Below are 14,694 nucleotides of genomic sequence, written 5' to 3'. Positions count from 1 at the left end.
AGTGCAAAGAGCCCGGAGTACTTCGAGCTGCGTGGACGGATCGTCCTCTACCGGGTCATAACCAACGTTGCGGAGGTACCACGCGGCCAGTTCCTTCAAATCCATGATGGTGAAATCAGCGTCCTCGAATTCTCCAACAGGGCTATCCACCGGGTCGACCAGCAGACTTTCCCGGTCAATCTTGACGGCAAACTCGTACTCGTCATCCGGCAGCGGTGTTACCTGGAAAAATGCGGACTCCTCCACCAGCCTTGCGGCGAGTGCTGTTGCAGCTTCAGTGCCGGTAACCATTTTGAAAGCAAGTTGGGGGTGTTTGCTCATTGCGTGCATCTCCTGAAGAAGTTGGCGTTATGCAGGGAGATGGCCAACATCCGTCAGGAAGAACGTGGGTACAGTGCCCGCTCCTTGTTGGCGCGGTACCAGAAAGAAAAAACCCCGGCCAAAGAGATGGCCAGGGTGGGTGATGCGTTTACTGAAAGCTCACCACGCAACACGAACACTCGTCGGAGCTGCGTGCGGTGATGGCTAACCGGAAAAGGCCCCGGACATCTGTCAGTCGGGGTTTACCCTTGATCGAAACCAGCACCAGTAGCCGCGGCTTCATTGGTGAGATACCAATTCAGAAGCACGGGCCGCTGGCGAGGGGGTTTCTTTGATCAGTCGTGCGAGGAAAGCAACGTAACTTGCCTGCTCGTTGACGTGCATGATGTGAGCGATGAACTCGCTGCTTTTTTTCTCCAACCATTGCTCGGCTTTGGCGGCGCCTTCACAAGGAACACGACCTTCAAAAATCTTGAAGTCATCGAAAGCGATCTGTTGTGGCCAGGTGAGTTCGGTAGCGTTGAACAGGTTCATGTCGGCATCTCCAGAGGATGTAGTCTTCGTATGCGGGAGATGCGCAACACCGAGCATGAAAATCAGTCGGTGATGAGTTTGGTCAAACTCTTTAAATGAAAAACGGCTATTCGGATTTCAGAGTGGAGTGAGATGTAGTACCGCCCCCTTCTACGGCCTCGGCCCTTCACATGGCGAGGCATCGGTGAATCTGGACGCAACCCGGCGCTAGCAGTCATCGCACAGAAATAGCCGCTCTTTGCGGCTGCGCGGGTCATGCGCGTGCGGACCGCAGTTCATGTTGCAGGCCTTCGTCGCCGGGTCGAACCGGTCCAGGGCGGCCGGGTCTGCGCGAGGCCACTCAATCGACCTTTCTGCCGCAGGCTGGGTTGGTTCCACTTTCCGTGCTTTTACGCCCATGACGCACCTCGCTGGCTTGTGGTTGGATGTCACTCGGGCTGTCAGGGGCGCCTTTCCTGTTCATGGTCGCTTTCCTTTGTTTCGAAGCTGCATTGGTAAAGCGTTCACTGTCCCCGACCAGCTTGATTGGGCAATGAACGCTTTCCGATGCAGCCCCGTGGGCTGCTCGGCAATTCCTATGACGGTTGATCCGTAACTACTCGGCAGTAGTAAGTCGAAACCTTCATGGGCTGGCCATCGGCTTCGAGCTTTTCAGCCTTCAACTGAAACACCTCGTTGTTGTAGACGTAGGCCATGTCTTCACAGGCTTCGCGTGTCGGGTACTGAGTACCCGCTTTTGGGTTTTCGGTGTGACATGGGGCACCGACGGCCATTGACGCGCAAACGACAGCGTTCAACAAAAAATGCATACCAACTATTTCCTTCAATAATCAGTCCACAGATAAACGTCACCCTGTGCATCGCGCAGTAGCTCATACACACGCTTACGATCCACTTCCTCATCAGCTCCGACGAAGTAGACGCCGTTCTCGCACTTGACCCAAGTGTCGCCAACTACCCACAACACGGTTCCAGGCATGGCATGCAGCAGTTGCATCACAGGGGCGAGCATCAAAGGATGACTGTCATAGGGAGCGGGAATTGCCATCTACGGATTCCTAATGAACACGGTGTCGGTGCCCGCATGGCACAGGATGTAATTATCCGAGCCGAACTGCCCCTGCTTTAGACGAACCTGGGCAATCCAGCCGATTGAGCCGCGTGGCGAACCACCATGCGGGCCAGTCTTCACGAACATGCCTTGTTCGGGCATGCGGCGCGATCCAAACCCGCCGACCGTTTGCATCCAGCGAACTTCATGATCGGCCACGATCGCATCGTGGATCTGCGTATGCAGGTCGTCAAACTCGGCTTGGTTGGCTTCATCTAGCGGCATTGAATGTTGCTCCTTGCGATTAGTTGTAGAAGACACGAACCCGCGTCCTTCTGCCGCCAACGCCCGCGCATGGCGGGCTGATGAGGGCAGCGACTTTTCCTAGATCAACTCATCATCAGCTCAGGAGGAAGCTCCACCAGCGCATCCATCGCGTGGATAAGACATGCTCCATGGATGAAATGGAGAAGCCCAGCATCTTGTCCAGCTCTAATGACCACACCGGCAAACAAGTGAGGGTCACCAGATACGAAGACGGGCGATCCACTCAATCCATCAATATCATCCACATGACCAAAATCAGTACGCATCGTAATCACTGCGTCTGTAAGCTCCCCCACCAACGGGCCACTGAACGCTGCCAAGTCAGCAGTGAACTGTTTGGTATCGTAGTGAAACTCTCTTCGACATTGAGGGTATCCGACAGCCAGAAACACTGATCCTTGTTTGAAATCTTCTGCCGGAAACGCGAAGGAATTCAAATCAAGCGCACTCATTTGGGCTGGGGGATTGCTGGCCATTATCTCTCTATTGACCCGCAGAACCTTTAGGTCACTACGTTCTTCAGGACCAAAAATGGCTTCATAGTCAAACGGCAGCGCCCAATCATACCCAGGGATAAAGATGCGGAAATTCTCAATCGTAATTCCCATTTTTTCCCAAGTGTGCCGAGCGCAAATTACGAAAACCTGCCCTCTGTACTGGCAGACGAACGCTGTGCCACTGCCGATGAACTGGTAATAATCATCGTCGCAAGCAATTGTTACCGGTCTAACAAAAGCCTTCATCGCTGTATCGAAGGTCATCGAAGCTTTTCCGTTAACAGGAGTAGTGAAACTGAAAGTAGCTGTCAGCCGTTATCGGCATGCAGATCGTGAGGGGCAACAGAATCAAAGGGCGTTTCATCGGGCATTCTTCCTAGTTGATCCAAGGCGCGAAAGCTGCGCCTCCTTACGTTCTCGGCCCGCACGGGGCGGGCTTGAGGGTGCAGCAGACTTTTCCCTTATGAATGGCTTCTTTCCGACCACTCAACATAAACAGCGCGACTGGCAGCAGCGGCTACAAACCATAAGCCTCCAATCGACATCCAGTCGAACCAACGTTTGGAAAGCGGCACGTAGAAAAACGTAACCATGGACGCACCGTAGATGACTTCGCATCCAACGATGCAGGTTGGCCGAGAACGCCGGGGAGTTCTTCGGGTCAATCGCGCTCAATAGATCGCCAATCCCAAAACCTGGAGCGATGTTACTGCCGGCGTTTTTCTCTGCTGTGGTCATAGCAACGTCCTTGACTTCGCGGACGTGCAAACCACGTCCTTGTACTGAACCTTTTGCACCTGAGTTTCTTTCAATGTCGCCACAGTGGTTTCCCTACGTTGTTCCGCCGTATGCCCGCAGTGCCTTCTCAAGCGCATCGCTGGGACCGAAATCACGGATGTTCGCACGCAGGTCTTCTGCGCTCATCCAAAGGAAGCCTTGCGACTCTCCATCCTCAATCACACGGACTTTTGCAGCATCCGCGTTCCGAGCGTAACGGACGCTATTGAACTCAATCAGTTCGAAGGTTGGGTTGGGTTTTAGCATCAGAATTTCCCTTAACTCGAGCAGTGGCAGGCGGTTGTCGGTGAGCCATGTTTGTCAGTCATGTGCGGTTGCCACCTCGAAGAATCCGAGTCGACCTTTGAGCGGCATGAACGCCAAGGGCTGCGGGTCGCGCAGCACAAAGGCCTTGGGCCCCATGAACCATGGCGAGTCGCTGTGATCCAGGACGTCCACCAGTTCAACCGATCCAATCACCCCGCCCCGCTTCAGTTCCTCATACGCCGGGATCTCCAACGCGCCACATACATAAGCCCACGCCTTAGCCTCGTCGTACTCTTGGCGGGTCATTCCTTTTGCTGCATGCACCAGGAAACGGCCCCGGAAGTGAGAACGCCAGGTGCGGTTTTCGATGTTCTTCCCCGAATGGATCACGAGCCAAGCCCAGGGCTGTCGAATACTCAGTGCTTTCATACTCGCGCCGCCTCGCATCTTTCAAAGAAAAATACGACCGGCGCCGCCGTTTCCACAACCAACCCGTACGCTTTCGCCATGCGATAAATGCCGTGATATTCGTTGAGGCTGTTCACATGCCCTGCCAGCCACTTGCGCCACCCTTCCAGTTCCTGGCGCCCCTTGCTTCGGTTACACGGGGCGCATGCCGGCATCATGTTGTCGAGGCGATGGTTTTCCGGGCGCTCGGTGGGTTTATCAACTTGGCGAATGATCGGATCAAGGTGATCCTCATGCCACTTGTTGCCAACGAGCTCCACACCACAATAGGCGCAGTGACCGTCATACTTGCGACGCAGTTGTTCGCGTTCAGCTTTCTTCAGGCGCATGGTTCAGCACCTCCTGATCCATGCTCGGTGCGCTCATACAGCGCGAGTACTCGACGCAGGGCTTGAATGCAGGTCTCCTCGGCCGTATGGCATACAGCGCAGTGCGGGCAATGAGCCTGCCCACTGGTGTTGGTCTGCGCACCCGGCGAGCCTAAAGTCTTCCCACTGATGAAGGTGAGCACTCGCAACCACCAAGGTCGCTTGGCGTCCTGGCGCAGTCCCTCAAGCTCGAAAATCATTTCCCCCAGCGCCTTGATCGACGCCGCATCGCCGTAGAAAGTATGCATAAGGCTTTCATCGCCATAACCACACCATGTGGCGGTCTTGGCCTTCAGCTCTTCGTTCTCGGCAATCAGTGCCGGAACCAATTCAAGAATGCACTTCCCCTCCTCGTCGAAGTGCTTCGGATCGTTCGTCTCGGCGAGCATCTGACGCAATTCATTGACCAACGACGCCTCGGCGTTCAGCGGTTTTTCAGTGCCAGCGAAAGTGGGGTCGTATTCGGCTCGCACATCGAGTTGAGCACACACGCGGGCCAGCAGATCACGCAGCTTCTTGTTCATGACGTGGCTGCCTCGGTTTCCGACTTGCGTACCAGAAACCTCGCGTAATACAGCCGGTGGAAAATGGCGCAGATGGGGTCCTCGTGTTCGTCGCCACCCTGCTCGTCAACACCGTCAATGCTGCCCGAATGGACGCTGGCCAGCCGGTAGCAACCCTCGACTACGTCGATGTACTTGGCCAAGTCCGCAACGCGCTTGTCGGTCAGAGAAGCCAGCGCGGCACGGAACTGCTCAATGTACTTCTCATTGGAGGATCCCCAGCAGTTCACAAGGCAAACGTCTTCGGGCTCGCAGCCTTCGTCCTCCGGTTCGTCGCTCGGCTCGCCTGGGATCATGAGGAATTCCCTCTCGATGGCGTGTAGGAGGTCGGCAAACCGGATGATGTTCTTGAAGTTCTCCAGCAGCACGGAGACCGGCTGACTGTAGGAAAGGCCGATCAGGTCATAAACCTGTCTCAAAGCAGCGGTGTCGCCATGGCTCACTGGCGGCTTGCGGTACAGCGTTCCTTGCTCGGCAATAGCTCGAACCACATCACCAGCAGACCAATTCAGGCGCAGCATGCTGGGTAAAGCAAGCTCCACCGGCTCGCCCTGGTGCTGACTCGCTCGCAAAGCTTTGAGCTTGCCGATAGCTTCGCGCAGGGCCTTGCCCGCATCCATGTTCTTCAGGCGCTCGGCGCTGTCACGACTGGTATGCGCCTCTCGCACAACTTCCAGTTGAAGCAAGGCTTCAGACCATTCGGCACTGCCCGAATGCTGATTAACGGGTTGCTCCCACTTATCCTTCTCAGGGGTGGAGCAATCCCAACTGCTGCAAGGGTCGGGTACCTCCCGTTCGCACGTGTCGCAATAGCGGGTCTGTACCTGGGCCGGCGGCGTGGCCAGAACTGAGGTCAGCCGTACAAGATCAAGCCATGGGTGATCACTTGCCGTATTTTGTACATCGCAGTCAGATGCGTGGACAAACTTTTCACTGCCCTTGCTCGCCAGTTGTCCGGAATTGCAGTGTCGGCAACGATACAGATCCCCATCGATCTCCCAGGTGCGGTGATGCAGCTCAAGGTCGCTATCCATTTTTCGTAACACGCTGTCGGTCATTTCGATGCTCATTGATCGCCCTTTTAGGTACCGAGTTCTACCCTCCGTGGACGGGTGACCCGAGTTTCGATGGATGTGCGTGCGGCCCGCCGGCCTTGTCATGCTTCAACCATCCCAGCGTGCCTGCTGGGTGATTGGTAGCGTGGTGCAACAGGAAGCCTTACGAGGCTAAACCAGATAATAATACATAACACGTAGCTATACGCCTACTAGTCGATAATTTCACACCCGCTTGAGGGCACATTGCATGAAACAGCAGAACGTCACCCTGTCCGATCAATGCTCAGATATCGGCTGGTCATTGACGGAGGTCCTGGCGCAGAAGCACGACAAGCGTCTTTGGTCGCTGGATGGGGGCCCGGCCGGGCTACCGGAGGAAGTGGTTGGCCAGATGCTCGTCGGTAGCGGCGGTAGCGTGAGCTATTGCGAAGGGGGGTCTGCCCTACTTCTCATGAAAGCCGCAGCGCTGGAAACGTTGTCCGCAATGAATACCTTCGGCGATCGCATCGACGCAGTTACCCGGTATTTGGAAGCTCAGATGACGATTCTGGCGGACCATACTGCCGAGATCATCGAGACCGTCAGGTGCATTTCACCGGACGCCCTGGCGCGGAATGTGAACGAGTTGGCCACAAACTCGACACTGGGGTCATTCTTCCCGCGGGTGAAAGAAGAGTTCATGCTCCAACTGTTCGAGCATCTGGGCAGGGACAAGCTGGCGGACATCCTGCTGGCGTTCTCCGCGGCCCCGTACGACTACCGTGCAGGGTGGCCAGATCTGATCGTGATCAAGGACGGGACCATGAAGCTGATCGAGGTCAAAACCAACGACAAGCTGCTGGATTCTCAACTGCGTTTTGCAAGGGGGATAGGAACACCTATGGGTTTTGACTGTGGTGTCGTCCGCCTCAAGTTGGCAAAAGTGTGAGATATCAAGCAGGGGTTCGTCACACAGTGGCACCAGTCTCTCTGAATAGGCCGCTGTGCTGCGACTTTTCGATACTCAAATTAGTAGCCGAGCCAAACCAACAAGTCGCGTGCTTGATACTCTGCATGGTCACCAAGTTCCGCCACCATGTCAGCCATGTTAGCGGCGTGGCTTTTGCACTCACGCTCAGCCACGGCACGCGAGACGGTCGGATTCTCGTATATCGCTTCTTCGTAGGTCATTTCCATGGTTTTTCCTTAGATGCCCGGCGCACCGGGCTCCTCTCTTAGTTTCGCGGACAGGCAATCGCATACTTAGTCAACGATGAACCCAATCGCTACACCGCCTGCAAGCCGAGATGAGTTGTGCCATCGTTAGTGTTACACCTCAAAATCAGGATCGACGATCAACGCGCCCCAAACGCATGCAATCGCTATGGGACGATACTTCAGCGCGTGCTTGTATCCGCACCAGGAGAGATCACTCCTCAGGAAATACTCGGTTGCGGACAGCACGTAGCGAACAGAGTGGCGAGCCTGACTCATGCGGCGGAGCGTTTTCAGCCATACAACCCGAGCCGGTCGTTTGATGTTCATAGTCCCCCCTGATGTTCGTAAAGGCCCACAAGGGCCGGTGGTATGTAGCGATCTGTTCCGTTATTCGGGTTCGTTGGTGGTCAGCTCGACGCCGCCGTCCCATTCGGCCTGTACTTCAGCACCACACGCGGAGCAGGCCGTTGTCACCTCGGGGGACGATTCAGGTAGATGCAGCTTGCCTGAATGGCCACAAACGGTGCAGCGGTACACATACAGCACAAGCGGGGTATTGGTGGTCGGCATGGTCGGAATTTCCTATCTCTCGACGCTGTTCGTACAGGTCGGGTAATTCTTCATGGAATCAGTACTGGAGAGGTCGCTAATTGCACTGAGTGCCTCCGCCAAACTCACAACCTTGGCTCCAGCAAATTCAGTCGGAACCTGTGATACGAGTGCCATTAGCAGAACCTGCCCTTTTGATTCGGCAAGGAGGTTCAACGGCCCCTTCTCACCAGCCTTGGTTTTGCCGGGAGCATCTGGACGAAACCAGTTGATGCGGATCTGCTTGGGGTCAATCGAGAAACTCTGTAGCAGTTGCCCATGAGTATTCTGAATGACCCATTTTTCAGTGTTGTTCATCGCATTTTTCCTATGCGTTAACGTAGGTACGCCATTGCATGTTCGTGTGACAATCCATCATTCCGACGTTGGTAGTACGCCTTCACATCCTCCATTCTTTTGATTTGCACGTCCCCAAGGTTCTGCATGATTGCCTCGGCCTTTGCTCCATGAAGCTTCAAGAACGACTGTGTGCACATCTGCAATTCGTCGCTTCGGCCCATGTCAAAAGTGTTCATCATTGGGTGTGGTTTGTCCTCCCCCCAACTCATTGAGACCTGCACAAATACAGTACCGTCTGCACGGAACCCAAGGGCTTCGTAGTAGGGAACCTTATCGGGATGGCAGCTCAAGCCGATAAATGAGTACTTCGACTTGATGCTTTCCAGCATTACTCTCAGAACGCCTTGCCGGCGGAAATCTTTTCGCACTGCGGCATAGTTCAACCCGCAGTCAGTAGAGCCAGGAGCGCTTAATGCGATTGCGAACCCTACGACGTCGTTCGTTGAAACCTCTTTGGCAACCAGAGCCTCAACGCATAGGCCATGAAACCCTGTTAATGCCTCCTCCAGATAGGCCCGCACCTCAATTTCCACCTGCGAGCTGCACAGGCTGCTAGTGGGCCCATACGGCTTGACCAATTTCTGAATCAAATCCGTGTAGTACAGCTTTGAAAGCCTCACAGCCTGGTCAATATCTCTCTGGGTTAACGAGTATGTGATGCTAAACAGTTGTTGGGCCATGCTTACTCCATTGTTCGTGGATCTGGTGGTGGGCAGGGTGACTTGTTGCCCTGGATATCAGCAGCCAGCAAGCCCAAGGGCGGCGGTAGTCGCATTTCCCTTCAGTCATCAACAACGACAGGACAATGCCTGAAGGCTTAAGGCGGCTGAGTAGTCCGCCCCTATCAGCTTGTCCCGCCACTCCTTGCATGTGCGCGAATTGTTTGCAAGTCAGGTGACGTTGAACGCCCGAAGTACCTGTGCTTCCTCGATCACCGGGCTTGTGGCGGAATTTCATCCTGAATGAACAGATGCTGCACATCACCACCCGGCTTTTGTAGATCTCCTGAGTCATCCGAATTCAGCGCTTCGCGGATACTGGAGAGTACCGAACGACCTAGAGTTTCAAGCGCACGCTGGTCTTGGCCACTAGGGTCGAGCATCTGGCACTCGGATACATGGTAGGCATAGTCGCCGGTCTGCACTCCTGCGGGAGAAAGCTCAAGAAGGGTCGGCCACTCGTTGCACAAACAGTTTCCACACAGAACGCAATCCGTCGGGTCTCCCCGCCCTGCCGCTATCAGGTAGAGGCCGTTGTACCCGTCCGGATCTTGGTCCTCAAGGCGTACCACCTCACCATTTCTCCGACGCTTGCACGAAAGCGAGTGCAACATGCTGGTAGTAACGTCCGCCACCAGCTTCGACACTGCTTCCGCAGGCATGCTGACCAGTGCATGCTGTAGCGCCACTTCCAGCAATGACTTTGGGTCGTAAATCGTGCCGTCAGATGAGAACGGACCTTCGACGGTCACTCTAGCCTCGAACTTTGTAAAGATTTCATCACTCATTTGCAGTGCTTCCCGTGAGAATCGTAAGTCGTTGAAAAGTATTGTGACCTTGCTCACCCAGGCTGCGTTTCCTGGTCGACGCGAAAACCGCTCCTCTCCTACTACTGCAAAGCCGGCGACAATGGCGGGCTGATGGTGCAACTGCATTTCCTACAACTTTGGGGTTGATTACAGGCTCAACTGTTTCATGCGTGTACGCCGAGCAATCACCAGTTCAAGCCGAAGATCAGGCATGTCCTCGTCATCCACTAGCGCTGCCGAGCAGCAATCCGTTATGAGGTCGTCAGCTACGCGCACTTGGTGCTCAAGGACGCGCAAATCGATGGCCTGGCCGACGTCGGCTGTAGCCTTGTGGATCGCGGCCAGCGCGTCGTCGCGGGTCTGTATATTCGTGTTCATCGCTCCGGCCTCGTTCTGATGGTGTGTGCGGTAAGAAATTTTCCGTTCTATTCGGGCTTGTTAGTCTGAGCCTCAATCGAGGCCAAGAATGCGCGAGCGCCGGGGGATGGGGTTTCGATACCTTCCATCACCATGAATCTGGCCAGCGACTCAGGGGTCACACGGACGCTTGGCCCCTGACAAAACATGATCGTTTCGAAGGGTTTGAACTGGCTGAAGTCATAGGGCTTATTTGCATTGGCTTGCCAAAGCTCGTCCATGAAAAAGAAGGCCGGGCCTGTCGGCGCTGATTGAAAACTGACCCACCGGGGATGCGGCGGAAATCTTGGACTACCTGGAGGTAGTTCATGTATTCATACGAAGACCGTATCCGAGCGGTCAAGCTCTACATCAAACTGGGCAAGCGAATCGGGGCAACTATTCGTCAGTTGGGCTTCCCGACGAAGAACTCTTTGAAGAGCTGGCACGCAGAGTATGAGCGATGCCTCGACCTGCCGCGTGGCTACGAGAACTCGAAGTCGAAGTACTCACTGGCCCAAAGGGAAAAGGCTGTCGGGCACTATCTCGAATACGGTCGCAACATCGCCGCTACCATCAAGGCGTTGGGCTACCCCGTGCGGGATTCGTTGCGTGCCTGGATTTACGAAATGCACCCCGAGTTGCATACGCGTATTGTCGGTCGATCAGACGGGTTAGCCCGGCCGCCAGCGGTGAAGCAGGCAGCGGTCATCGCGCTGTGCACGCGAAAAGAAAGTGCGAAAGCCCTGGCTCAAAAGCTGGGCGTGTGCAGGCCGACCTTGTACAACTGGAAAAACCAGCTACTCGGCCCAGAGGTATCCCCATCCATGAAGTGTCGGCTTGAACCCTCATCGTCACCGGAACGAGAGGAGTTGCAGCGGCAACTCGAATCTCTCCAGCTCGATGTTCGCCGTTTGCAGCTTGAACATGACCTGTTGATGAGGGCGAATGAACTCATAAAAAAAGAGACGGGCATCAACCGGCAAATCCTGACCAATCGGGAGAAGACATTGCTGGCTGATGCCCTAAGGCAGAGGTACTCCTTGCTAGAGCTGCTTGACGCGTTGGGCTTGGCCCGAAGCTCCTATTTCTATCATCGAGCCCGAATGCAGGTCGCGGAAAAGTACACCGAAGTGCGTCGTGCCATGGCGGACATATTCGAGCGCAATCATCGTTGCTATGGCTACCGTCGGATGCGAGCTTCGTTGAGCAGGCAGCGTGTGCGCCTTTCAGAGAAGGTGGTGCAGCGCTTGATGAAGCAGGAGTGCCTAGTCGTCGCCAAGTCGAAACGGCGTCGATACGGTTCCTACCTCGGGGAGATCAGTCCGGCGCCGGAAAACCTCCTCAACCGCAACTTCACGGCCCTAGCTCCGAATGAGAAATGGCTGACCGACATCTCGGAGTTCCAGATCCCGGCCGGAAAGGTTTACCTGTCCCCCATGATCGACTGCTTCGATGGAAAGGTAATCAGTTGGTCGATCGGCACGCGTCCCGACGCCGAGCTTGTGAACACGATGCTGGATGCCGCTGTCGAAACGGTGGCCAGCAACGATAAACGGCCTGTTGTTCACTCCGATCGTGGCGCTCACTACCGCTGGCCCGGCTGGTTATCGCGCATCGCTGATGCGAAGCTGATTCGTTCGATGTCGCGCAAAGGCTGCTCACCTGACAACGCGGCTTGTGAAGGTTTCTTCGGCCGACTGAAAACGGAGCTGTTCTATCCTCGCAACTGGCAGTCAACGAGCATCGAGCAGTTCATTCAGGCCTTGGATTCATACATTCGCTGGTACAACGAAAAACGTATAAAGATTTCCCTCGGCGCGCTCAGTCCCATTGAGTATCGTGAAAGCCTGGGCTTCGCGGCATAACCAGTCCAAGTTTTTGTCCGCATCCCCACCCTGCCGATTGAAAATTGACCCAGGGCGGATTGCTGATTTTGGCATCAGCAATTGTGGATAAGCTTAGCAGTCGTGTCCCGGTGGAAGAGGCATTAAAGCCCCACCGCATGTGGGCATGCGGCAGGGTATTTTTGGTGCAGATCAAAACAGCTCATCGTCCTCGGCACCATCATTGTCTTTGCGCTTTCGTTCACGTGATTTGATCTTGGTCTGGGCGACCAAGCTGCTGTGTTGCAGGCGGTAGGACTCGTTGCCCGTTTCGACGATGTGGCAGTGGTGTGTCAGCCGATCCAGCAACGCCGTTGTCATCTTGGCGTCACCAAACACGCTCGACCATTCCGAGAAGCTGAGGTTGGTGGTGATCACCACGCTGGTGTGCTCGTACAGCTTGGATAGCAGGTGAAATAACAGGGCACCACCGCTCTGGCTGAAGGGCAAATACCCCAGTTCATCGAGTATCACCAGGTCTGTTCGTAGCAGCCCTTGAGCGATGCGGCCCGTCTTGCCGTCGTACTTTTCGCGTTCCAGCAGATTGACCAGATCCACCGTGGAGTAGAAGCGCACGCGTTTGTGATGCGTCGTGATCCCGGACACAGCCAAGGCGGTGGCGAGGTGTGTTTTGCCTGTTCCAGGCCCGCCGATGAACACGACATTCTGCGCGGTATCGGTGAACTCCAGGTTGGACAGATCCCTGATCAGGCGGGCATCTGCGCTGGAAGCGCTGAAGTCGAAGCCGGCCAAATCACGATGCATGGGGAGTTTGGCCATGTTCATCTGGTGGTTCACTGAGCGCACCGCTCGATCCGCATGTTCTTGTTGGAGAAGATGCTCAAGTAGCCATTTCGAGGATGCCGTCGAAGCTTCTCCTTGCGAGGCTAGTTCTTCCCAGGCGCTGGCCATGCCATGCAGACGCAGTTCTTTGAGTTCCGCCATAAGATCACGCATTGCGAGTCTCCTCATCGGTGGTACGGAGCCGGTCGTAGCGTGCCGTATTGGCGACAGGCGCTATCTTGAGTTGAAGGCTGGTTTCGGCGGACGGAGGGGCTGCTGTCGATGTCAGTCGAGCCAGGACATTCAGGATGTGCTCAGCACTCAAGCTGCCTGATTCAAGTACCAACTCCACAGCCACCAATATGGCGTCGAGCCCGGCGATGGGAACAGCCGCCAGTACCTGCGTCATGACTCGATCACCATTGGCGTGACGCCTCAGACCGCGTTTTAGCAGCTGCAACGGCTTCGGCAGATCAGCAAACGGAGCGCCATTGCGCAGCGCTCCAGGCTTGCGCTCGATAAGCGGGATGTAATGCTGCCAGTCAAAACTGACCTGATCTCGATCAAACAGACGCTCGTGGCTGGCAATCGTCGTTTCATCGGCGATGACCACCACCCGGGAAGGATACAAACGGCTGCTGACCCACTGGCCGAACCGCTCACACGGCACCGAATAGCGATTTCGCGCCACGCTGATCAGGCAGGTGCTGGAGACCCGTACGGTGCGCTCGACGTAGCCATCAAAGGCAGTCGGCATCGGCATCAATTCAGCGCGTTCCAGCTCCAGGACGTCCGCCACGGTCAGCCCGTTGTACTGCGGGTGCAGCAGTTCGCCCCAGAGCGCACGGCAGCGTTGGCCGAGCCAGGCATTCAATTCCTCGAAGGTGTGGAACATGCAGTTTTGAGCATCGAGCCAGATGCGCCGTCGGCTGTCTTGGACGTTCTTTTCAACGATGCCTTTTTCCCAGCCGGAAGCGACGTTGCAGAAGTCCGGGTCGAACAGGTAGTGCGCACACATCACGGCAAACCGAGCATTGACCGTGCGGCCCTTACCCTTGTTGACCTTGTCGACAGCGGTCTTCATGTTGTCGTAGATGCCGCGACGCGGCACCCCACCTAACGCGCCAAACGAGCGGGTATGGGCATCGAACAACATCTCGTGGCCTTGGCTGGGATACGCAACCAACCAAAATGCGCGACTGGCGCACAGCTTCATATGGGAGACCTGGATGCGTCGGAACAGGCCGCCGATCAGCAGACCTTCTTCGCTCCAGTCGAATTGAAAGGCCTCCCCGAGTGCAAAGGTCAGCGGCACAAAGGCTCGTAAAGACTTGCCTTGCTCGCCGCGCCACGAGCGTATAAAGGCGGTGAGTTGGCTGTAGCCGCCGTCGTACCCCTCGGCCTTGATCTGTTCGAAGAGTGCTTTGGCACTCCTGCGGTTGTGCTTTGCCCGAAACGAATCGGCCTTAAGCGCCTGCTCCAGCGTCTCGTGAAATGGACTGAGTTTGTTGAAGGTTGCGCACCGTTGGTACGCCGGCTGGGTGGCTTCGGGTGCTCTGACCCATTTTCGAATGGTGTTTCTCGACAGTCCGGTACGCTTGGCTACCTGATGCAGCGAGAGCTTGTCGCGGAAGTACATCCGCCGGATTTTTCCCAACATTTCCATGCTGATCACCCTGTGTTCTCCTGCTCGAAAAGTGAGCAGAAGCAGTTGAACACCTGGGT

At 55.6% G+C, this 14,694-nt stretch carries 22 protein-coding genes; 2 read left to right on the top strand and 20 right to left on the bottom strand.

Features of this window, described 5'->3' with window-relative positions:
• The 11 genes from H7995_RS25925 to H7995_RS25875 form a co-directional block, all read right to left on the bottom strand.
• Positions 1 to 321: hypothetical protein (locus H7995_RS25925; RefSeq protein WP_185819140.1), on the bottom strand; the 321-nt coding region annotated here is incomplete at its 3' end.
• Positions 322 to 600: 279 nt separating this feature from the next.
• Positions 601 to 855: a hypothetical protein gene (locus tag H7995_RS25920; RefSeq protein ID WP_185819139.1), complete on the bottom strand. Its 255-nt coding sequence runs from the start codon at positions 853 to 855 to the stop codon at positions 601 to 603.
• A gap of 575 nt (positions 856 to 1,430) precedes the next feature.
• Positions 1,431 to 1,664, bottom strand: coding sequence for a hypothetical protein (locus tag H7995_RS25915; RefSeq protein ID WP_185819138.1), 234 nt, complete (start codon positions 1,662 to 1,664; stop codon positions 1,431 to 1,433).
• A 14-nt stretch (positions 1,665 to 1,678) separates the two neighbouring features.
• Entirely contained in the window at positions 1,679 to 1,903 is a 225-nt protein-coding gene (locus H7995_RS25910) for a hypothetical protein (RefSeq protein ID WP_185819137.1), read from the bottom strand.
• Positions 1,904 to 2,191 carry a protein-tyrosine phosphatase family protein gene (locus H7995_RS25905; RefSeq protein ID WP_185819136.1) on the bottom strand — a complete coding sequence of 96 codons (288 nt, stop codon included), beginning with the start codon at positions 2,189 to 2,191 and terminating at the stop codon, positions 1,904 to 1,906. It lies immediately after the preceding gene.
• Positions 2,192 to 2,295: 104 nt separating this feature from the next.
• Positions 2,296 to 2,994 carry a hypothetical protein gene (locus H7995_RS25900; protein WP_185819135.1) on the bottom strand — a complete coding sequence of 233 codons (699 nt, stop codon included), beginning with the start codon at positions 2,992 to 2,994 and terminating at the stop codon, positions 2,296 to 2,298.
• 567 nt (positions 2,995 to 3,561) lie between these two features.
• Complete coding sequence (locus H7995_RS25895) at positions 3,562 to 3,774, bottom strand: hypothetical protein (protein WP_185819134.1); 213 nt, start codon at positions 3,772 to 3,774, stop codon at positions 3,562 to 3,564.
• A gap of 54 nt (positions 3,775 to 3,828) precedes the next feature.
• Positions 3,829 to 4,203, bottom strand: coding sequence for an ASCH domain-containing protein (locus H7995_RS25890; protein ID WP_185819133.1), 375 nt, complete (start codon positions 4,201 to 4,203; stop codon positions 3,829 to 3,831).
• Entirely contained in the window at positions 4,200 to 4,571 is a 372-nt protein-coding gene (locus H7995_RS25885) for an HNH endonuclease (protein ID WP_185819132.1), read from the bottom strand. Before H7995_RS25885 ends, H7995_RS25890 begins: the two co-directional genes overlap by 4 nt.
• The gene (locus H7995_RS25880) at positions 4,562 to 5,134 is read right to left on the bottom strand and encodes a hypothetical protein (protein WP_185819131.1); all 573 of its coding nucleotides are present in this window, start codon (positions 5,132 to 5,134) and stop codon (positions 4,562 to 4,564) included. The genes H7995_RS25885 and H7995_RS25880 overlap by 10 nt, the downstream gene beginning before the upstream one ends.
• Entirely contained in the window at positions 5,131 to 6,231 is a 1,101-nt protein-coding gene (locus H7995_RS25875; RefSeq protein WP_185819130.1) for a hypothetical protein, read from the bottom strand. Before H7995_RS25875 ends, H7995_RS25880 begins: the two co-directional genes overlap by 4 nt.
• A gap of 247 nt (positions 6,232 to 6,478) precedes the next feature.
• Here H7995_RS25875 and H7995_RS25870 point away from each other — a divergent pair, with 247 nt between their 5' ends.
• On the top strand, positions 6,479 to 7,159 hold the full coding sequence (locus H7995_RS25870; RefSeq protein ID WP_185819129.1) for a VRR-NUC domain-containing protein: 681 nt from the start codon (positions 6,479 to 6,481) through the stop codon (positions 7,157 to 7,159).
• Positions 7,160 to 7,239: 80 nt separating this feature from the next.
• Here the strand turns inward: H7995_RS25870 and H7995_RS25865 are convergent, their stop codons facing one another.
• The 7 genes from H7995_RS25865 to H7995_RS25835 form a co-directional block, all read right to left on the bottom strand.
• Positions 7,240 to 7,407, bottom strand: coding sequence for a hypothetical protein (locus H7995_RS25865; RefSeq protein ID WP_185819143.1), 168 nt, complete (start codon positions 7,405 to 7,407; stop codon positions 7,240 to 7,242).
• 132 nt (positions 7,408 to 7,539) lie between these two features.
• Positions 7,540 to 7,755, bottom strand: a complete 216-nt coding sequence (locus H7995_RS25860) for a hypothetical protein (protein ID WP_185819128.1) — start codon at positions 7,753 to 7,755, stop codon at positions 7,540 to 7,542.
• 60 nt (positions 7,756 to 7,815) lie between these two features.
• Positions 7,816 to 7,998: an FmdB family zinc ribbon protein gene (locus H7995_RS25855; protein WP_185819127.1), complete on the bottom strand. Its 183-nt coding sequence runs from the start codon at positions 7,996 to 7,998 to the stop codon at positions 7,816 to 7,818.
• Positions 7,999 to 8,010: 12 nt separating this feature from the next.
• Positions 8,011 to 8,334, bottom strand: coding sequence for a hypothetical protein (locus H7995_RS25850; protein ID WP_185819126.1), 324 nt, complete (start codon positions 8,332 to 8,334; stop codon positions 8,011 to 8,013).
• Positions 8,335 to 8,351: 17 nt separating this feature from the next.
• Positions 8,352 to 9,056, bottom strand: a complete 705-nt coding sequence (locus H7995_RS25845; RefSeq protein ID WP_185819125.1) for a GNAT family N-acetyltransferase — start codon at positions 9,054 to 9,056, stop codon at positions 8,352 to 8,354.
• 251 nt (positions 9,057 to 9,307) lie between these two features.
• Positions 9,308 to 9,883, bottom strand: a complete 576-nt coding sequence (locus tag H7995_RS25840) for a hypothetical protein (protein WP_185819124.1) — start codon at positions 9,881 to 9,883, stop codon at positions 9,308 to 9,310.
• 168 nt (positions 9,884 to 10,051) lie between these two features.
• Entirely contained in the window at positions 10,052 to 10,282 is a 231-nt protein-coding gene (locus H7995_RS25835) for a hypothetical protein (protein ID WP_185819123.1), read from the bottom strand.
• A 347-nt stretch (positions 10,283 to 10,629) separates the two neighbouring features.
• On the opposite strand from H7995_RS25835, the gene H7995_RS25830 reads away from it, so the two are divergent.
• Positions 10,630 to 12,168 (top strand): IS3 family transposase, encoded by a 1,539-nt coding sequence (locus tag H7995_RS25830; protein ID WP_185819122.1) that lies wholly within the window; start codon positions 10,630 to 10,632, stop codon positions 12,166 to 12,168.
• Between the two features lie 171 nt (positions 12,169 to 12,339).
• On the opposite strand, the gene istB is transcribed toward H7995_RS25830, so the two are convergent.
• Together istB and istA are read right to left on the bottom strand one after the other, a co-directional pair.
• Positions 12,340 to 13,143, bottom strand: a complete 804-nt coding sequence (istB, locus tag H7995_RS25825) for an IS21-like element helper ATPase IstB (protein WP_010466203.1) — start codon at positions 13,141 to 13,143, stop codon at positions 12,340 to 12,342.
• Positions 13,136 to 14,635 carry an IS21-like element ISPpu27 family transposase gene (gene istA, locus H7995_RS25820; RefSeq protein WP_185819141.1) on the bottom strand — a complete coding sequence of 500 codons (1,500 nt, stop codon included), beginning with the start codon at positions 14,633 to 14,635 and terminating at the stop codon, positions 13,136 to 13,138. The genes istB and istA overlap by 8 nt, the downstream gene beginning before the upstream one ends.
• Between the last annotated feature and the right edge of the window lie 59 nt (positions 14,636 to 14,694).

Source organism: Pseudomonas kielensis (genome assembly GCF_014236655.1).
GTDB classification, from domain to species: domain Bacteria; phylum Pseudomonadota; class Gammaproteobacteria; order Pseudomonadales; family Pseudomonadaceae; genus Aquipseudomonas; species Aquipseudomonas kielensis.
The sequence above is the reverse complement of the archived record's forward strand: the minus strand, read 5'-3'. Positions and strand labels throughout refer to the sequence as shown.

Coding starts and splice junctions, on each gene's coding strand:
- H7995_RS25880 (WP_185819131.1), bottom strand. CDS start 5,134: ATGAACAAGAAGCTGCGTGATCTGCTGGCCCGCGTGTGTGCTCAACTC.
- H7995_RS25905 (WP_185819136.1), bottom strand. CDS start 2,191: ATGCCGCTAGATGAAGCCAACCAAGCCGAGTTTGACGACCTGCATACG.
- H7995_RS25830 (WP_185819122.1), top strand. CDS start 10,630: ATGTATTCATACGAAGACCGTATCCGAGCGGTCAAGCTCTACATCAAA.
- H7995_RS25870 (WP_185819129.1), top strand. CDS start 6,479: ATGAAACAGCAGAACGTCACCCTGTCCGATCAATGCTCAGATATCGGC.
- H7995_RS25900 (WP_185819135.1), bottom strand. CDS start 2,994: ATGACCTTCGATACAGCGATGAAGGCTTTTGTTAGACCGGTAACAATT.
- H7995_RS25845 (WP_185819125.1), bottom strand. CDS start 9,056: ATGGCCCAACAACTGTTTAGCATCACATACTCGTTAACCCAGAGAGAT.
- H7995_RS25865 (WP_185819143.1), bottom strand. CDS start 7,407: ATGGAAATGACCTACGAAGAAGCGATATACGAGAATCCGACCGTCTCG.
- H7995_RS25895 (WP_185819134.1), bottom strand. CDS start 3,774: ATGCTAAAACCCAACCCAACCTTCGAACTGATTGAGTTCAATAGCGTC.
- H7995_RS25860 (WP_185819128.1), bottom strand. CDS start 7,755: ATGAACATCAAACGACCGGCTCGGGTTGTATGGCTGAAAACGCTCCGC.
- H7995_RS25885 (WP_185819132.1), bottom strand. CDS start 4,571: ATGCGCCTGAAGAAAGCTGAACGCGAACAACTGCGTCGCAAGTATGAC.
- H7995_RS25875 (WP_185819130.1), bottom strand. CDS start 6,231: ATGACCGACAGCGTGTTACGAAAAATGGATAGCGACCTTGAGCTGCAT.
- H7995_RS25850 (WP_185819126.1), bottom strand. CDS start 8,334: ATGAACAACACTGAAAAATGGGTCATTCAGAATACTCATGGGCAACTG.
- H7995_RS25855 (WP_185819127.1), bottom strand. CDS start 7,998: ATGCCGACCACCAATACCCCGCTTGTGCTGTATGTGTACCGCTGCACC.
- H7995_RS25915 (WP_185819138.1), bottom strand. CDS start 1,664: ATGCATTTTTTGTTGAACGCTGTCGTTTGCGCGTCAATGGCCGTCGGT.
- H7995_RS25910 (WP_185819137.1), bottom strand. CDS start 1,903: ATGGCAATTCCCGCTCCCTATGACAGTCATCCTTTGATGCTCGCCCCT.
- H7995_RS25835 (WP_185819123.1), bottom strand. CDS start 10,282: ATGAACACGAATATACAGACCCGCGACGACGCGCTGGCCGCGATCCAC.
- istB (WP_010466203.1), bottom strand. CDS start 13,143: ATGCGTGATCTTATGGCGGAACTCAAAGAACTGCGTCTGCATGGCATG.
- H7995_RS25840 (WP_185819124.1), bottom strand. CDS start 9,883: ATGAGTGATGAAATCTTTACAAAGTTCGAGGCTAGAGTGACCGTCGAA.
- H7995_RS25920 (WP_185819139.1), bottom strand. CDS start 855: ATGAACCTGTTCAACGCTACCGAACTCACCTGGCCACAACAGATCGCT.
- istA (WP_185819141.1), bottom strand. CDS start 14,635: ATGGAAATGTTGGGAAAAATCCGGCGGATGTACTTCCGCGACAAGCTC.
- H7995_RS25890 (WP_185819133.1), bottom strand. CDS start 4,203: ATGAAAGCACTGAGTATTCGACAGCCCTGGGCTTGGCTCGTGATCCAT.